The organism is Sphingobacterium bovisgrunnientis (assembly GCF_009829085.1).
GTDB lineage: Bacteria > Bacteroidota > Bacteroidia > Sphingobacteriales > Sphingobacteriaceae > Sphingobacterium > Sphingobacterium bovisgrunnientis.
On record NZ_WUQY01000032.1, the window covers coordinates 12,481 to 29,716 of the forward strand.

A 17,236-nucleotide genomic window follows, 5' to 3' on the forward strand; every position below is an offset into this window, starting at 1 on the left:
TAAAAGCATAGAATTTTAATTTTGGTCTAGCATTACTTAGTAATATGATGATATATTCGTTAATATTCCATAAAGTTTTAATTTGTTATAAGTCATTATTTTAAGAAATCAACATCATACTTTGCAAACATTAAAACACCTAACTTGTCTTCATCATTAAAATCAGATAATTATGAAACAATTAGAGAATAAAGTAGCAATTGTAACAGGTGGAGCTTCAGGTATAGGAAAGGCTATTGTTGAGCTTTTCGTCAAAGAAGGAGCTAAAGTCTTAATAGCAGATTTGAATGAAGATTCAGGTACTAAGTTAGCTAATTCATTAGGTGAAGCTACTGTATTTGTAAAAGCAGATTCTTCTTCGCCAGAAGACAATAAAAAATTAGTTGATATTGCTGTAGAAAAATTTGGAGCTTTACATATTGCGGTTAATAATGCAGGTATTGGCGGTGATGCAGCTACAGTTGGGGATTATGGCCTTGAAAGTTGGAAAAAAGTCATTGATATTAACTTGAATGGTGTTTTCTACGGTATGCACTATCAACTTCCAGAAATCGAAAAAGTAGGAGGAAGTATTATCAATATGGCTTCTATTTTAGGACAGGTAGGCTTTGCATACTCTTCAGCTTATGTAGCCGCAAAACATGGTGTAGTCGGACTGACAAAAACTGCAGGTTGGGAATACGGTACGCGTGGTGTTCGTATCAATGCAATTGGCCCAGGTTTTATTTCTACTCCACTTGTGGATGATAATTTAAATAAAGAAACATTAACTTTCCTCGAAACACAACATGCTATGCAACGTTTGGGTAAATCTGAAGAAGTTGCCGAATTAGCGCTTTGGTTAGCTTCAGACAAATCTTCGTTTGTAACTGGATCCTACTATCCTGTTGATGGTGGATATTTAGCTAAATAGAGCATTTATAAATTAATTACAGCTTCTCTAATTTTGGTCATAAGTTTTGTATTCCCATCGACTAATATTAGAGAAGCTGTAATTTTAATTAAGGATCACTCCTATTTTCGCTTTCCTCCTCTTTCCCCTCTTCGATTAACTCCTCGACTTCTTCCTTTTCTTCGATATCCAAAGTTTTTACATCGTCTTCTTGTTCGTCATTGTTTTTATCTATGTAAAATGAACAACACATCGGAAAATGGTCTGAACCAATTGACGGTAAAATCTTTAAGTCATCAATAAAAACATCCGGACTATGGTACAATAAATCCAAAGGAATACGGAAAAACCAATAATTCGCATGAAAAGTAGCTAGGTAGCCGCGACCGTATCTTGCGTCAATTAAGCCACTTGCTTTTTTGAATAAAATAGAAACTCGCGACCAAGCAACTGTATTAAAATCCCCAGTGATTACAACAGGTAGTGAATGTTTCTTCGCACGCTTAGCTACACTTAATAAATCACCATCCCGTTCTTTGGAAGTTTCTTCTTCGGTCGGACTTGGTGGTGGTGGATGTACACCAAAGAAAATAAACCGATAACCATCCTCTGTTTCTAACTCAGCTTCTATACTTGGCAAATCATCTGAAACAAAATAATGTACTTTGATATCATGCACTTTCAGCTTAGTATAAAAATGCATTCCATATGTATTTTCTAAGGCGATTTCCCTAAAGTTGGTGTATTCATCTTTTAATTCTTGAAATGCATTTTCCCAATCTTTATTACTTTCCATTGTTAAAAAAGCATCGGGTTGCTCTTTTCGAATCAAATCGACTAATCGGTGATATTCAGTGTTAAATTGATAGACATTTACAGAAATTATCTTTACATTTTTTGAGTGCTCCGCTGATACTTCGTACTTATTACTACGCCAAAATTTAGTAAATCGTATAAAAATATAGCAATTGTATGCCATACATATTAGCAACGCGAATAGAATTAAAATGGGATAAGAAACATCCTTCCACCAAATTATAGTTGCTATCAAAGTGAGTAACTGTAAAAACAACAATTGTGGACGTACAAAATCAGGAACACGAAATACCCAATGCTGATTTCGAATAAATGGTAAAATACTAAGAATGACTATTATTGATGTAACAACCCAAATTGTAGAATTCATATAGGAAACTTAAAAATGTATTACTTGCTGATTTGATACATGTATCTTATTCTCCGAAACTATCTTTCACTATGCAAAGATTAATCCAAACATTTTTCAAAAGCCATACGCGCTGAATCTCTAATTATCACGTCACCACAATATTGATAACCTAATTTCTCTAAAATTCGCAACATAGCCAAATTGTCAAAATTGGTATCCACTTTAATACTAAAGATGTTTCTTGATTTTGCAAAAGTCTCGATATGTTGGAATAGTTGAGTCGCAATGCCCATACCTTTTGCACGTGCCGCAGCCGCAACCCGATGAACGACCACATAATCTCGCTCCGTAAGCCATTTTCCAGTAATAGTTGCGTAATCTGGATCATCTTCAAAAATCACTGCTCCGTATGCCAATATCCCTTTGTCATCCGCTAACACATAAGCCAATTCCTTAGCAATATCATAACGAATGGTATGAGGATTAGGGTATCCATCTTGCCATTGCTTACTACCATCTTGTTTTCGTCGCTCTATAGCGTATTGAAGAATTGTCCAAATTTCGTCCACTTCAGATTCTAATGCTTTCCTAAATTTCATGGTAGATTTTTCTCAATTAATTTTTTCCGTTTTCTCCTGCTTTGAAGTTAATTAAAAGTTATTTTAAAACAACGAAAAATAACCTTTTATAACACGTATTAATAGCGTATTTTTGTATCTCTAAAAATAGCATTATAAAATTCCTAATATATAAAAATGGAACATACACGAATTAAAGAATTATTAAAATCCGAAGAATTTGGAAAAGAGGTTATCGTAAAAGGCTGGGTTAGAACTTTTCGAAATAATCAATTTATAGCGATTAACGATGGTTCTTCAATTAATAATATCCAAGCTGTAGTAGATTTTGAAAACACTTCAGAAGATATCTTAAAAAGAATCACTACAGGTGCAGCAGTTCGTGTAAAAGGTAATTTGGTAGAGTCACAAGGTAAAGGTCAACGTGTAGAAGTACAAGCAACGGAGGTATCGATTATTGGAGATTCAGATCCAGAGAAATATCCATTACAACCAAAAAAACACAGTTTGGAGTTCTTACGCGAGATTGCACATTTGCGCGTACGTACAGGAACTTTCAACGCGATTTTCAAAGTGCGTAATGCTTTGTCATTTGCTATTCATAAATTTTTCCAAGAAAGAGATTTCTTATACTTCCACTCGCCTATTATTACGGGTTCGGATGCCGAAGGTGCTGGTGAAATGTTTAGAGTAACGACTTTAGACCCTATCAATCCACCGTTGACAGAAGATGGTAAAGTAGATTTCAAAGAAGATTTCTTTGGCAAATCAACAAACTTGACAGTTTCTGGTCAATTAGAAGGTGAATTAGCCGCTTTAGCATTTGGAAATATCTATACATTCGGACCTACTTTCCGTGCTGAAAACTCAAACACAACGCGTCACTTAGCAGAGTTCTGGATGATTGAACCAGAAATGGCATTCTATGAATTGGACGATAACATGGACTTGGCAGAAGACTTGTTGAAATATGTCATCAAATACGCTTTAGAAACTTGTCCAGAAGAAATCGAATTCTTGAAAAACCGTTTGTTGGATGAAGAGAAATCAAAACCACAAGCTGAACGTTCGGAATTGAATTTAGTAGAAAAATTAAATTTTGTATTAGAAAATAACTTTGAGCGTTTGACCTATACAGAAGCTATCGATATTTTGAAAGCTTCAAAACCGAACCAAAAGAAACAATTCAAATATCTAATCGAAGGTTGGGGAGCTGATTTACAATCCGAGCACGAAAGATATTTAGTGGAAAAACACTTCAAAAAACCTGTAATATTGACTGATTATCCACGTGAAATTAAGTCATTCTACATGAAACAAAATGAAGTAGATGCACAAGGTCGCCACACGGTACGCGCGATGGACATCTTGTTCCCAGGTATCGGAGAAATGGTCGGCGGTTCTCAACGTGAGGAGAACTTAGATAAATTATTGGCTCGTATGGCTGAGGTTGGAATCGAGCCAGAAGAAATCGAATGGTTCTTAGACACACGCCGTTTTGGTTCGGTACCACATTCTGGTTTTGGTGTTGGATTTGAGCGTTTGGTGTTATTTACAACAGGTATGACGAATATCAGAGACGTGATTCCTTTCCCACGTACCCCGAAAAACGCTGAGTTTTAAAAAAGAACATTATACAGAGAGAGTTGTTATTATAGCAACTCTTTTTTTATAACAGTAAAATAGGATTTTTACTTTTTAATTTTAACTTTTTTACTTTAGTACAGTACATGCTTATAAAAATATATAACGACAATCCAAATCCAAAGGCTATTGATCAGGCTGTAGATATCTTGAAAAAAGGTGGTGTGATTATTTATCCTACCGATACAGTATACGGAATTGGTTGTGATATTACGAATCAAAAAGCCATTGAAAAGGTTTGCCAAATCAGAGGTTTGAAACCTGATAAGGCAAATTTATCTTTTATATGCTACGATTTAACGGATATTTCACAATATACCAAACCTTTTGACACGACAGTATTCCGTGTGTTGAAAAAAGCCTTGCCTGGACCTTTTACTTTTATTTTCAATGCAAGTGGGCAGGTGCCGAAACTACTGAGTTCGAAAAAGAAAACGGTAGGAATTCGTGTGCCAGATAATGCTATCGTACGTGAAATAGTAAAGCAATTGGGCAATCCAATTGTAACTGCTTCCATTCGTGATGAAGACGATATTATTGAATATTCTACCGATCCAGAATTGATTTACGAAAAATACCAAGAATCTGTTGATTTAGTAATTGATGGTGGCTATGGAGACAATGTCGCTTCTACTGTAGTGGATGTCACAAACGGTGACTTTGAGGTTATCCGCGAAGGCAAAGGCGATTTAGAACAATATTTATAAAGGGAAATGGCTTGCAAATTTGCAAGCCATTTCCCTTTATATGTGGTAACTCTGATTTTGAAATTCCATAGCGGAATAATATTCATATTTCCGCTTATCTAATGGGTAATCCCAACAACCCATTCGGTGAAATACTTGTCCACCAAAACCAGATTTGAATCGATACAGTCCATACATAGGATGTGCGGGATCCGCATCTGGTGAAATGCCAAAAAAATCATATTCTGTACAACCTTTCTCTCTTGCCAATTGCATTGCGCGCCATTGCAACGCATATGTTCCCATATAATTTCGATTTTCTGTAGAAGAAGCTCCGTATAAATAAGTTGCGCGATTAGCTGAAACAACTAAAAACATAGCTGCTAAAGGCTCATCATCCACATAAGCAACCAACATATACACATCAGCAGGTGATTCTGAATTATTCGCTCGCGCTGAAAGTACAATTCTAAAATAATTAATATCATGCAAAAAGAAATTGTTTCGCTTTGCTGTCTGTCTATACAGTTCGTACCAAATTTGTAGACTTTCCAAACCCAACGATTCTATCCGAACACCTTTACGTTTTGCCAAATTGATATTATAACGTGTTTTAGGTTTCATATTACCTAACAACAAATCATCGCTTTCACGCAAATTCATGAAGATCGTATTTGAAGGAAGAATATCGGTATTTGCTTTTCTCAAATTTCCAAATTCGGTATTGAAATTCACACGCATTTCTTGCACCCTTCTGGACGGAAGTCCAATCCAATTGCCGTGCAAATCATAGCAATCATCTTCATTTGCCCATTGAGACTGCCACGACAAATCATAGCGAATCAAAATACAGTTTGCCGGTAAATAATGACGAAGCGCTTCTGAAAGTTGTTCTAAAAAATAGCCTTGTTGTTCCTCTGATGGCTCAGTTTCAGGACCATAAGGCACATAAGCGATACAATTATCCTTATCCAAATATTGGAGCATAATCAAAAAATCACCTACCACAAACGTTTCTTCAGACGGTTTACAAAACAAATCCTCTGCCGTTGTTCTGAAATTATAGGCTAAAGAATCTATTCCTTGCAGTTTTTTGACCGCTGACCAATAAGCCGTTTGTTGAATAATACCTGTTTTGTAAAGATGACTATTGTCTTTTTGCTCCAAATCTGAAATCATGATAATACACTTATTTTCAATATTTTATTAAAATCACAAATGGCACAAACATAGGGAATATAACCACACAAAAACAGACCTGATTGTCATAATCGAGCAACAAGAGACTATTAGAACGGTTCTAAATAACTTCAGTGTTTTCTATTCTAAGAAACTTTTCTCTTTCCTTGGAGATAAGAAACATTAAAGACAATTACTGCCAAAAAGATTATCCCATAGGCTAGACCTTGTAATAATGTTATGTTTTCGTCGAAATAAAAAATGGCTAACAAAAAAGCGATGATTGGATTTATATAAAGCAATACGCCCACTAAGGACGAATCTAATCCTTTCAAAGCATACATATTAAGAAACAAAGGAATTATCGTAAAGAAGACAGCTATAATGAGAATATATTGAAAAAACTGGTCTGAATGAGTAACAGCTTCTCCTGAATTCATCCCTAGCGGAATTAAAAACAAGGAACTAATCAGAATATGAAGCGTCAAGGTAAAAAATTTATCCAACTTTTTGCTTGCCTTCTGTACAACTAAATAAATTGCATACGACAGTGCGATGATAACACTATAAACCATATCCATGAAATGACCATACGACAGCATCACACAACTCAAAACACTGAGTGCAACAGCTGTACATTGTCCTGCATTAAGCTTTTCTTTTAAGAATATACTGGCTAATACAGTGGTGAGAATTGGGCAAATCAAATAGGCTAATGAAGTCGCATTAACACTTACGGCATTCATTACATAGATGTATAAGTACCAATTAAGGGCTAACATAATAGCACTAAAAATAGTAGCTGAAATGATTTTTAAACTATCGTTTGGGGCTAAAGAAATGATTAGACAAATATTTTCCTTCGTGACACGATAACGAAAAATTAAACTAATTAATGCGATAATAACCGCTGCAAAAGCCACACGATAAGTCAAAATATCGAGTGCGGCATAGTCGCTGAGTGGTCGTAATACTAAACTAAAAGCTCCCCAAACTACAAATGAAGAAAGTGCAGCAGCGTAATATTTGAGTTGCATGAAATTAAAATAGATTTTTTTCTAAAGAATAACGAACTCTTCTACAATTACATGCCCCACATGTTCATTTACCCGACCAATGATTTGCCTACGATGGATAGCCAATTCGTGTTTTACAACGGCAGACTCCACTTTGACATACAATTTTCTGTCTTTAATATAGATGTGTTGAGTTCTCCTAGCGATGTATGGACCAATAATATCCTCCCAAAAAGTGACTACAGATGACTCCTCATACTTGCGACGCAACCTGTATACCTCCAACCATTTCTCCACCGCCTGCTTCATACTGATATCATCACGCGTAGGTATTTCGTCCACTTTTTTCTTATATAACATGCGCTTGTCCCCCTTCGATATCAAATATACGGATAGGTTGTTGGATTTCGTCGAATATCTTACGAATTCTAGCAGCGTCGGTATCCGTGATAAAGATTTGTCCAAATTCATCGTCCGAAACCATCTGCATAAGCTTCTTTGTGCGACTTTCGTCCAATTTATCGAAGATATCATCCAATAACAGCAAAGGCTTAAACTTATTTTGCTCTTGCAAATACGTGTATTGTGCGAGCTTTAAAGCTATAAGAAATGATTTCTGTTGTCCTTGCGAACCAAATTTCTTCAACGCCATTTCACCGTGAATGGTAAACAGTAAATCGTCCTTATGTATACCCTGAGTAGTTCGCTCCAGAATACGGTCCTTGTCTAAAGAATACTCCAATAAATGCATAAAATCCATTCCATGCAATTGCGATTCATACTGCAAAGTAACCTCTTCCGCATTTTCCGAAAGATATTGATAATGGCGCTGAAAAGAAGGTGTAAATTTCTCCATAAACACCTTCCGTTTATGGTAAATTACTTCCCCCACTTCAACCAATTGCATATTCAGCACTTCCAACAACCCGACATCAAACACTCCCTTTTCTTTGATATTTTTCAACAACGTATTGCGCTGTAATAAGATTTTATTGTATGCAATTAATGTATCTAAATAGCGATTGTCGGTTTGTGAAATAACATTATCAATGAATTTACGACGTTCTTCCGATCCTTCGAGAATAATCAAAGTATCATTTGGCGAAATCATCACCAACGGAAACTGGCCGATATGATCCGCTAATCGTGGATAATCCTTTTTATTGCGTTTGAATTGCTTTTTCTGATTTTTCTTAAGGCTACAGGAAATTACATCCGGTCTCTCTTTTCGTTCAAACTCTCCCTGCACCATGAAATATTCCTCACCTTTTTTGATATGTTGCGAATCAATTGGATTGAAATAAGATTTGCAAAGTGAAAGATAATGTATGGCGTCCAGCAAATTCGTTTTCCCAGCGCCATTTGCCCCTGTGAAAGCATTCACTTCAGGCAGAAAAGACATATTAGAATCTGTATAGTTCTTAAAATTCAAAACGGAAAGTTGCTTCAACCACATGATACAAAGTAAAAACTAAAAAAGTACAAGTCAAAAAAATAGGTTGATTAGTTTTAGACACTAACCAACCTATTTCCAAATTGAATATGAAATCTACTTTACTTCTTCAAAATCTATAAACTCTCCTGCATTAGGAGCTACTTTTCTCTTTTCTTCTTTTTGTGGCACATAATCAACTTTCAATTCACCTTTTGATGATGTATTTGATTGATTTGTATCTTGGTACGTCGACTGTGGACCAAATGGATTACCAGATGTGTACGTATATGTAAAACCTCCTTGCCCCTGTTGTGCTTTTTTCATCATACGTTCCGCCAGTTTTTTCATTGCGTATGGTAATAATAGACGCATCGAAAACTTGAAAACGTAATATGCTATTATAACAAATAATATAAAATATAATGCTGTCATCTGTTTAATCTATTTATTCAAATATATCAAAATCGTCAAAAAACAAAGTCAATATAATGTCAGACTGCCGTCTCTTAACACTATTTAAGATTTGGATTTGAGGATCGCGTTATACAATTCCTCTTGGCGATGCGTCCCGATAATATAGGTCAACCCGTCTTTATCAGTCAACCATACGGAGTCTTTACCACCAGAATAAAATCGAATTTTGCCGTTTTTGTGCAAATTGTATACAGGATTGTTGAAAATATACGTACTGTAAGGCTTCTTTTCTACTGTGACAATCGATGATAAATCAATCTTGACTAAACGTGTAGACCACAGACCACTTAGCACCACATTACCATTGTACACATCCGTCTTGTAATGTACTAAATACATCATAACGATTGACACCACTATAATACAACTGCCCACGATAAAAAACAATTGCCGGGACGGCAAATGATCCATGTTAAGATAATACACGATAAAACAAAATAAAGCCAAAGTCATGCGGACACTAATCCAAGTCATGTCTCTACCTAAAAATTGCCTTTCAACAAAATGCTTTTCTTGACTCATAACCCTTCTAAATTGCAAACTAATTTAAGGACTTTTTGTGTATTATCCCTAATCTTAAATCTTTCGTCCAAATGATAATTGACTACCCAGATAATCCGACCGTCTCCATTTACCAAGATTGGAATTCCTTTTTTATCTACTATGTTAATCTTCTTTTGGATGAAATAATCACTCAACTTCTTCTTTCCTTGCATACCAAGTGGTTGAAAAACATCGCCTTCTTGCCAAGAACGAATAGTCAATGGAAGTACAATTTCATTAAATTCTATTTGCGCAACGCTTTTCTCTCTTTCTACTAATATTAATTCCGATACCTCGAAAGAAAATTGAAACTTATTCCAAACTATCCTTTCTCCGAATCCATCAAATTCAACAGCATCTTGTTCTACTGTTTTTTTTGAAAGAATAACCGCTTCCCTATCCGTAATTAAAATATAATTTTCGGATTGGAATTGCCGTCCTGATTCTTTATCCAAACTATCTAGCAAATCTTGCAAAACATTCTTTTTAAAACCATATGGTTCTAATACAAAATACAATTCATTTAAGGAAAGCTTAGCAAGTTCTGATTTCAGCATTTGCCAAGAATCCGAGTTTCGAGGCAACAAAATATCATTTCGCAAACGATTCATAAACGAAGTCAACACATCTTGACTGTCACGAAATCGCTGGATATTGTCATCCATAATGGAAATAAAATCAGGATTCAACTTTTCCAATTCTGGAATAATGTCTAATCTAATCCTATTTCGTGCATATTTATTTGAAAAATTTGATGAATCATCGCGAAAAGGAATAGCGTATTTTGTGACCAATTCTGTGATATCTTTGCTTTGCAAAAAAAGAATGGGACGAACTACTTTTGAATCGTCACGCTTTGGCAAAATACCTTGAAGACCTTGCAATCCAGTTCCACGTGACAAGTTGAATAAAACCGTTTCTACAGAATCATTCATGTGTTGTGCTACAGCTATTACCTTGCAATTTCTTTCTTCTCTTAATTCTTCAAACCATGCGTAACGTAATTCGCGCGCAGCTACTTGAATGGAAACTTTATTTTCTTCCGAATAACGTAGCGTATCAATTTTTTTCACATGCAGTGGAATTGAATTTTTAGCTGCAAACTCTCGAACTAGTGCCTCATCGCCATCCGATTCTTCGCCTCTAAGTTGAAAATTGCAATGCGCAATCTCTATGGCGTATTGGCTTTGCAAAAGCAACAACACTAACAACATAGAATCTCGCCCACCACTCACCGCAACAAGAATTTTATCCGACTTGCTAAACAGCTTATAATCTTCTACATAACGTTCAAAACGCTCATGAATATTCATGTATCAAAAGTATGTATTAAAAATTGATTTTATTTAACACGAAAAATGATTGTCTTAACATTTTTTTGCTATTTAATTCTCTATTTTTGCCTCGTGAAGAAGTATTTAGTCTTATTCTTATTTTTTGTTTCCGTTCAACTTTTGTTCGGACAAATTCCTGTGCAAGTAAGTGATGCCAGTAGAATGAATTTAGTATCATCAAGTTCAGGTCGTATCAACGCAAAGACAGGACACATGACATTTTACAATCCTGTATATGAGCACAAGGGGAATACTTTAGCTGCTGACAGTGGGTATATATATGAAAATGAAATTAAGCAGCAATTCTTCGAAGCTTTTGGCAATGTAGTTATTACTCAGCCCTCAGGAACGGTTATTTATTCGGATTACTTACATTACGATGCAACGACACAACAGGCTAAGTTGACTGGAAATGTGAAAATGATTGATAAAAATTCAATTCTAACCACGAATTATTTGACCTACAATATGCGTTCAAAAATTGGAACTTATACAGGTGGCGGTCGAATTATCTCTCAAACTGACACTATCACTTCCAAAAACGCATACTATTTTGAAAACACGGGTGACGCATATTTCCGTCATCAAGTCATTGTCCGAAATCCATCTGTAAAAGTGTATACCGATACAATGCGATATAATGGTGCATCCAAAAATACTTTTTTCTTTGGACCTACTAATATTAAAGGCAATAAACAAGAAAATCTATATACTGAAAAAGGTGTCTACAATACATCTACTGGAGTTGCCAACTTTAATAAAAACAATTTATACACAGAAGGAAGTCGTTTCTTAAAAGGAGACAGTCTACACTACGCGCGTGAAACAGGCGTTGGTAAAGCGTTCCGCAATGTTGTTTTTGTAGATACTTTAGATAAATTTTACGCTTATGGTGGTAAAGGGGAATATAGGCAAGACGAAGAGTCAATCGTCATGACCGAAAAGCCATATATTATTACTGTCGTAAAAAACGAATCAGACACTACAACATCAGACTCCAGTAAAATTGATAAGCCATTATTGGAGGTAAAAGCCCTTGATTCAAGAGAAAAAAAAGAAGTAAAACAAAATAATAAAGATAAAAAGCGAACAGAGGCTAAAACTGATAGCCCAAAAGATGCTGAGGTAAATTATCTAGCTAAAAATTCCGTAGCCCAAAAGCCAGAAGCAAAAATGGACTCAGTGTACATGACGGCAGATACTTTGTTTTCACGTATGATACTTGCTAAAGATTATATTCCTTTGGATCTTAAGCTTGATCGTAGTGGAGGACAGATGCTAGAAGAATCTGAAGAAGACTATGGTGATGATGAAAATGGAGAAGGTGATTTTACTGATTTACAAAATACAGACTCTCCCACTGGATTACCAAAGCTGGAGAATACAGCGAATCAAACACTTAGCAAGCCAAATGAGTTAAAAAACAAGAAACAAGTAGCACCTAAAAAGACACAACAACTAATAAATAATACTGGCGAAGGTCGTGAACAGATTGAGAAAACGTTGAAAGCGGATTCTATTCTTCGCCAGAAAGCTATTATACCGCAAGCAGGGCATGCTGATAGTGCTATTAATCAAGCTTTAAAAATTGCACAACAGCCCGATGTAAAATTACAAACAACAGATTCTACCAAACAAGAAATATCAGACACCGCACGTACACGTATTGTAAAAGCATATTATAATGTTCGTTTATTTAAATCCGATTTGCAAGCAGTAGCGGATTCCGTGTATTATGGTATGCAGGATTCTATGTTTAGATTCATGGGAAGACCGATGATTTGGGCACAAGATTCACAAATTTCTGCAGATACGATATTTATGCAAATTGTGAATCAGACCATGGACAATGCTTTATTGAAAGAGAATGCATTTATGGTTAATGCGTTAGCTGATTCTACAAAATTCAATCAGTTAAAAGGTCGCAAAATCACAGCCTTCTTTGCTAAAAATAATATTGAAAGATTATTTGTTGATGGTAACGCGGAGAATTTAGTTTTTTCAGAAAATGAAAAGACAAAAATAATAACGGAAATGTTCCATGACCGAGGTGGACGTATTAAAGTTAAAATGGAAGATCGAAAAATTATTGATTATACAACAATTAAGAAAGTAGATCAAAAAGTTTATCCTTTTGCGTTGGTAACCCAAGAAAATGAAATTTTACCTGGCTTTTCATGGCGACCACAAGACCGTCCAAAATCCAAAGAGGATCTTCTAAATCGTAAACGTGAAGTTCCTAAAGAAACTGACGAAAAAGAAGATTCGGAAGGAAATAAAGAGACCGAAATAAAAGGCAAACCAATAGAAAATAAAGCTGAAGACACAAAACATGCTGAAGAAGCAGAACAATAAAAATCAAAAAGCTCATCAAATGATGAGCTTTTTGATTTTTATTGTTCCTATTTATTTCGTCATATTGACCGACAGGAAGTATAATTTTTATACTTTTAAATGGTTGGTTTTTAATAATTCTTTAAAAATTTCGCCAATTTACCAACAGCAATAGCGCGGTGACTAATTGCATTCTTCTCATCAGCAGACATTTCAGCGAAAGTCTTATCATATCCATTTGGAATGAAAATAGGGTCATAACCGAAGCCTTTTTCTCCTCTTCTTTCTTTGATTATTTGACCTTCGATTGCACCTTCAAAAAAATGCTGTTGTTCATTTAGATATAATGATATCACTGTTTTGAAACGTGCTGTACGGTTAGGATTATCAGCTAATTTTTCCAATACCAAATCAATATTTTTCTCCATATCACGAGAACCTGAATAACGTGCCGAATATACTCCTGGCTCACCATTTAACGCATCAATCTCTAATCCTGAATCATCACCAAAGCAGTACAAACCATACTTATTTACCAAATAATCAGTTTTCTGTTGCGCGTTTTCCTCAAATGTAACTCCTGTTTCGGGAATATCATCTTGACAATCGATATCACTTAAAGATTTCAACACAAACTTATTTCCTACCATTGCTTGTACTTCGTCAAGCTTATGTGCATTATTTGTCGCAAATACTAGTTCTAACATACCGTAAAAGTAAAAAGTAAAAAGGTAGAAGTCAAAATAAAGCTCCTTTATTCAACTCCTTGTTAAAATTAAAAATTATTATCTTTAACAAATCACTTAAATTGATGACATATGAAATACTGCTATTTTATATTCTTATTTATAATCTTCTCTTGTAGTCCAAATAAACTAATATTCAAAGAAAATTTTTCTAATAATAAAAATCAATGGGATATTTTAGACAACAAAGATTTTAAAGTATTAGTTGACAGTGGGGTTTATCAAATTACTAAAAAAATTAAAAACTTTGATAGTAGAGGTTGTTTATGGCTAACTAAAGAAATGAAGAAATTCTCTAGCAGTGATAATTTTTCAATTTCTTTTGATATAAGGGTTCTAAATCAAAAAGATGATGCGAAATTCTTTGACTTTATGTGGGGTAATATAAATTTGAAGTCAAATCTTAAAAAAGAAATTCAGTTTTATCAAATACAGATTTCAGAAGACCAAATTAAACTTAATCAATTTGGTTATCAAGACGAAAGAAAGCAAAACGGTTGGACCTCTGTAGCAAGAGGCATTGATGGACTTTATAAAAACTACTTTTTTAAACAAATGGCATAATATTCAAATCCTTCAATTAAATTCGGAATTAATAATTTATAGAGACCAAATTGAAATATTTAGATCTAAAATAAAACCAACTGAAGGAAATATGATAGGTATTCAAAATTGCATAAAGAGTGAAATTCAAGTAGATAATTTGATAATCACAAAACTAAAAGTTAATAATATTGAAAAGACTAATCCACAATAAAAGTTTTAAATTCTCCCCAGAAAAGTTTCTTTTTATTAACATCTGCAAACATTTCTTCGAATGAAAAGGTATTGAATACCGTAGCGATTCGACCTTTCATATACGAGTTGTGTGCTATTTCTGGAAGTTTTAAGGATGTGGGTTCAACGCCTAGCAAGGTGATTTTCTTCGGCCTGAAGAATTCCATAATACGTTTAAAGTCATTTGGATTTTGAGGATTTGCCAAATTGACTACAGCAACATTTTCAGGAGTCAGCTGCAATGCTGCGATAGTTTTGATAAAAGCTTCTTCCGCCGCTGGCGAAAAGTATGGATATGACGGATAACGCAAAATAAATAATACGCCGGTAGTCTTATTGCCTTTATACACAAACTCTTCTCCTGAGGAATCCCAATTAACAGCAGAATTCTCGTCTAGAGATTGTGACTGAACATCCTCCATAGCAAATCCTGTCGAAAACAAGGTTTCGTTCATCAAAGCCTGTAGTGCTATAGGATTATCTGTAAGAAGGTTGCTCATTGTCTTTAGATTAACAGATATTGGATGTGAGATTTTAGATATAGATATTAGATTGAATATACATCTCTGTTGAACTTCTAGAGTAAAGATATGAGACACAAGAAAAAATCTCATATCTCATATCTAAATACTAATATCTAAACTATTGTCCTAAAATATATGCGAATACCAATGGAGCTACAATAGTTGCATCCGACTCGATCATAAATTTAGGCGTATCAATATCTAATTTACCCCAAGTGATTTTCTCATTAGGCACAGCACCTGAATAAGAACCGTATGAAGTCGTAGAGTCAGAAATCTGACAGAAGTACGACCAGAAAGGAACATCCGTCCATTCTAAATCTTGGTACATCATCGGTACAACACAGATTGGGAAGTCACCAGAGATACCACCAGCAATTTGGAAGAATCCAACACCTTTACCGCCTGAGTTTTCGCGATACCATTCTGTCAAGTAAATCATGTACTCGATACCTGATTTTAAGGTAGAAGCCTTCAAATTACCTTTGATTACATTTGAAGCGAAGATATTACCTGTAGTAGAATCTTCCCATCCTGGACACACGATTGGCAAGTTTTTCTCTGCTGCAGCAACAATCCATGAATCTTTAGGATCGATTTCATAGTATTGCTCCAATACACCAGAATTTACAACTTGGTACAAAAATTCGTGTGGTAAGTAACGCTCACCTTTTGCTTCAGCAGCATGCCAAACATCTTCTAAATGTGCTTGAAGACGACGGAAAGCTTCTTCTTCTGGAATACATGTATCCGTTACACGGTTGAAGTGCGTATCTAATAATTCTCGCTCTTGCTCTGGCGTCAAATCTCTCCAGTTTGGAATACGTTTGTAGTGCGAGTGCGCTACCAAATTCATCACATCCTCTTCTAAGTTTGCACCAGTACACGAGATAATATGTACTTTATCTTGACGGATCATTTCCGCTAAAGAAACACCTAATTCAGCTGTAGACATTGCACCACCTAATGAAATCAACATTTTACCACCTTCTAGTAAATGTTGCTCATATCCTTTTGCTGCATCTACTAACGCAGCGGCATTAAAGTGACGGTAATTGTGCTCAATAAATTGACTAATTGGACCTTTTTGTGTACTCATCTTTATCTATTTTTAATAAGTAGCACAAAGGTACTGAATTAAATTTATTAAAGTATTTTGAACTGAGTAATCCCTGATAGCTGCTTCTTTTTTTAACAAATGTTAAAATTAGCCTTTATCTTTAATTTTAGATTTTGTAGCAATTTATTTAATTCACACGTCCTATAGCAAAACCATTTTATGAGAAGATTAGTTTTAATACCGCTTTTATTAAGTAACATTTTTTTATTTCAATCTTGTGAAAATGTTTTCTGTTGTGATTTGCCTCCTGATTGTTGTGATATACCTAAAGAAGTGGCTATTAGTGTGATCGACCGCCATGGTAACGACTTATTGGATCAAAGTAAAGTTGATGGCTTTAAAATAGATGATTTAAGAGTATTTCATTTTTATAATAATCAAAATCATTACATAGTTAATTCCAATAATCCGAATCGACTAGCCTTAAATCCAAAGGAGAAATTAACTACATATAATGTTAATCTTTCCGAAAAAATAGAAAACCAAAAATCTACGACAATTATCAAATGGAGCAGCGATCAATTGGACACAATAGATGCTTTCTTTCAGAGTGAAAAGATATTATCGAAACTTATAATCAATGCAAAAGATACCATAAGCATTGATACATTAAAAATGAAGTATAATAACTTATCTATTGCACTGATTAAATAATCTATTCTCAATACCACACATTTGTTAAAAAATATTAAAAACAAACTTAATTAATCAGTCAATATTTACAAATTACTTTGCACAGATAAAATATTTTAGAGAGTATCAGAAATTAAATTTATTTTTGGGGCA

General features: G+C 34.7%; 18 protein-coding genes. 6 read left to right on the forward strand and 12 right to left on the reverse strand.

What is annotated here, in order from left to right; translation table 11 throughout:
• Positions 1–172 precede the first annotated feature (172 nt).
• On the forward strand, positions 173–913 hold the full coding sequence (locus tag GOQ16_RS13900; RefSeq protein WP_160069838.1) for an SDR family NAD(P)-dependent oxidoreductase: 741 nt from the start codon (positions 173–175) through the stop codon (positions 911–913).
• 88 nt (positions 914–1,001) lie between these two features.
• Here the strand turns inward: GOQ16_RS13900 and GOQ16_RS13905 are convergent, their stop codons facing one another.
• A complete protein-coding gene (locus GOQ16_RS13905; protein WP_160069839.1) occupies positions 1,002–2,078 on the reverse strand; it encodes an endonuclease/exonuclease/phosphatase family protein in 1,077 nt (358 codons plus the stop codon).
• An 80-nt stretch (positions 2,079–2,158) separates the two neighbouring features.
• Positions 2,159–2,659: a GNAT family N-acetyltransferase gene (locus GOQ16_RS13910; RefSeq protein ID WP_160069840.1), complete on the reverse strand. Its 501-nt coding sequence runs from the start codon at positions 2,657–2,659 to the stop codon at positions 2,159–2,161.
• Between the two features lie 156 nt (positions 2,660–2,815).
• Here GOQ16_RS13910 and asnS point away from each other — a divergent pair, with 156 nt between their 5' ends.
• Positions 2,816–4,261, forward strand: a complete 1,446-nt coding sequence (asnS, locus tag GOQ16_RS13915) for an asparagine--tRNA ligase (protein WP_160069841.1) — start codon at positions 2,816–2,818, stop codon at positions 4,259–4,261.
• Positions 4,262–4,368: 107 nt separating this feature from the next.
• Positions 4,369–4,989 (forward strand): L-threonylcarbamoyladenylate synthase, encoded by a 621-nt coding sequence (locus GOQ16_RS13920; protein ID WP_160069842.1) that lies wholly within the window; start codon positions 4,369–4,371, stop codon positions 4,987–4,989.
• Positions 4,990–5,025: 36 nt separating this feature from the next.
• Here GOQ16_RS13920 and GOQ16_RS13925 read toward each other — a convergent pair whose 3' ends face one another.
• The 7 genes from GOQ16_RS13925 to tilS form a co-directional block, all read right to left on the reverse strand.
• Entirely contained in the window at positions 5,026–6,147 is a 1,122-nt protein-coding gene (locus GOQ16_RS13925) for a lipid II:glycine glycyltransferase FemX (RefSeq protein ID WP_160069843.1), read from the reverse strand.
• 146 nt (positions 6,148–6,293) lie between these two features.
• A complete protein-coding gene (locus GOQ16_RS13930; RefSeq protein ID WP_160069844.1) occupies positions 6,294–7,184 on the reverse strand; it encodes an EamA family transporter in 891 nt (296 codons plus the stop codon).
• 21 nt (positions 7,185–7,205) lie between these two features.
• Positions 7,206–7,523 (reverse strand): DciA family protein, encoded by a 318-nt coding sequence (locus tag GOQ16_RS13935; protein WP_160069845.1) that lies wholly within the window; start codon positions 7,521–7,523, stop codon positions 7,206–7,208.
• Positions 7,513–8,619 (reverse strand): DNA replication/repair protein RecF, encoded by a 1,107-nt coding sequence (gene recF / locus GOQ16_RS13940; RefSeq protein ID WP_160069846.1) that lies wholly within the window; start codon positions 8,617–8,619, stop codon positions 7,513–7,515. The genes GOQ16_RS13935 and recF overlap by 11 nt, the downstream gene beginning before the upstream one ends.
• A gap of 93 nt (positions 8,620–8,712) precedes the next feature.
• Complete coding sequence (locus GOQ16_RS13945) at positions 8,713–9,030, reverse strand: DUF4834 family protein (RefSeq protein WP_149913172.1); 318 nt, start codon at positions 9,028–9,030, stop codon at positions 8,713–8,715.
• An 84-nt stretch (positions 9,031–9,114) separates the two neighbouring features.
• Complete coding sequence (locus GOQ16_RS13950; RefSeq protein WP_149913173.1) at positions 9,115–9,594, reverse strand: hypothetical protein; 480 nt, start codon at positions 9,592–9,594, stop codon at positions 9,115–9,117.
• Positions 9,591–10,928 (reverse strand): tRNA lysidine(34) synthetase TilS, encoded by a 1,338-nt coding sequence (gene tilS / locus GOQ16_RS13955; protein ID WP_160069847.1) that lies wholly within the window; start codon positions 10,926–10,928, stop codon positions 9,591–9,593. Before tilS ends, GOQ16_RS13950 begins: the two co-directional genes overlap by 4 nt.
• Positions 10,929–11,021: 93 nt before the next feature.
• Here tilS and GOQ16_RS13960 point away from each other — a divergent pair, with 93 nt between their 5' ends.
• Positions 11,022–13,304, forward strand: a complete 2,283-nt coding sequence (locus GOQ16_RS13960) for an OstA-like protein (protein WP_240141049.1) — start codon at positions 11,022–11,024, stop codon at positions 13,302–13,304.
• A gap of 110 nt (positions 13,305–13,414) precedes the next feature.
• Here GOQ16_RS13960 and GOQ16_RS13965 read toward each other — a convergent pair whose 3' ends face one another.
• Complete coding sequence (locus tag GOQ16_RS13965; protein WP_160069848.1) at positions 13,415–13,990, reverse strand: non-canonical purine NTP diphosphatase; 576 nt, start codon at positions 13,988–13,990, stop codon at positions 13,415–13,417.
• A gap of 111 nt (positions 13,991–14,101) precedes the next feature.
• On the opposite strand from GOQ16_RS13965, the gene GOQ16_RS13970 reads away from it, so the two are divergent.
• Complete coding sequence (locus tag GOQ16_RS13970) at positions 14,102–14,593, forward strand: hypothetical protein (RefSeq protein WP_160069849.1); 492 nt, start codon at positions 14,102–14,104, stop codon at positions 14,591–14,593.
• 179 nt (positions 14,594–14,772) lie between these two features.
• Here the strand turns inward: GOQ16_RS13970 and GOQ16_RS13975 are convergent, their stop codons facing one another.
• Positions 14,773–15,306, reverse strand: coding sequence for a hypothetical protein (locus GOQ16_RS13975; RefSeq protein WP_160069850.1), 534 nt, complete (start codon positions 15,304–15,306; stop codon positions 14,773–14,775).
• A gap of 142 nt (positions 15,307–15,448) precedes the next feature.
• Positions 15,449–16,429 carry a deoxyhypusine synthase family protein gene (locus tag GOQ16_RS13980; RefSeq protein ID WP_160069851.1) on the reverse strand — a complete coding sequence of 327 codons (981 nt, stop codon included), beginning with the start codon at positions 16,427–16,429 and terminating at the stop codon, positions 15,449–15,451.
• A 180-nt stretch (positions 16,430–16,609) separates the two neighbouring features.
• Between GOQ16_RS13980 and GOQ16_RS13985 the strand changes: the two genes are divergently transcribed.
• The gene (locus GOQ16_RS13985; RefSeq protein WP_160069852.1) at positions 16,610–17,104 is read left to right on the forward strand and encodes a hypothetical protein; all 495 of its coding nucleotides are present in this window, start codon (positions 16,610–16,612) and stop codon (positions 17,102–17,104) included.
• Positions 17,105–17,236 lie beyond the last annotated feature (132 nt).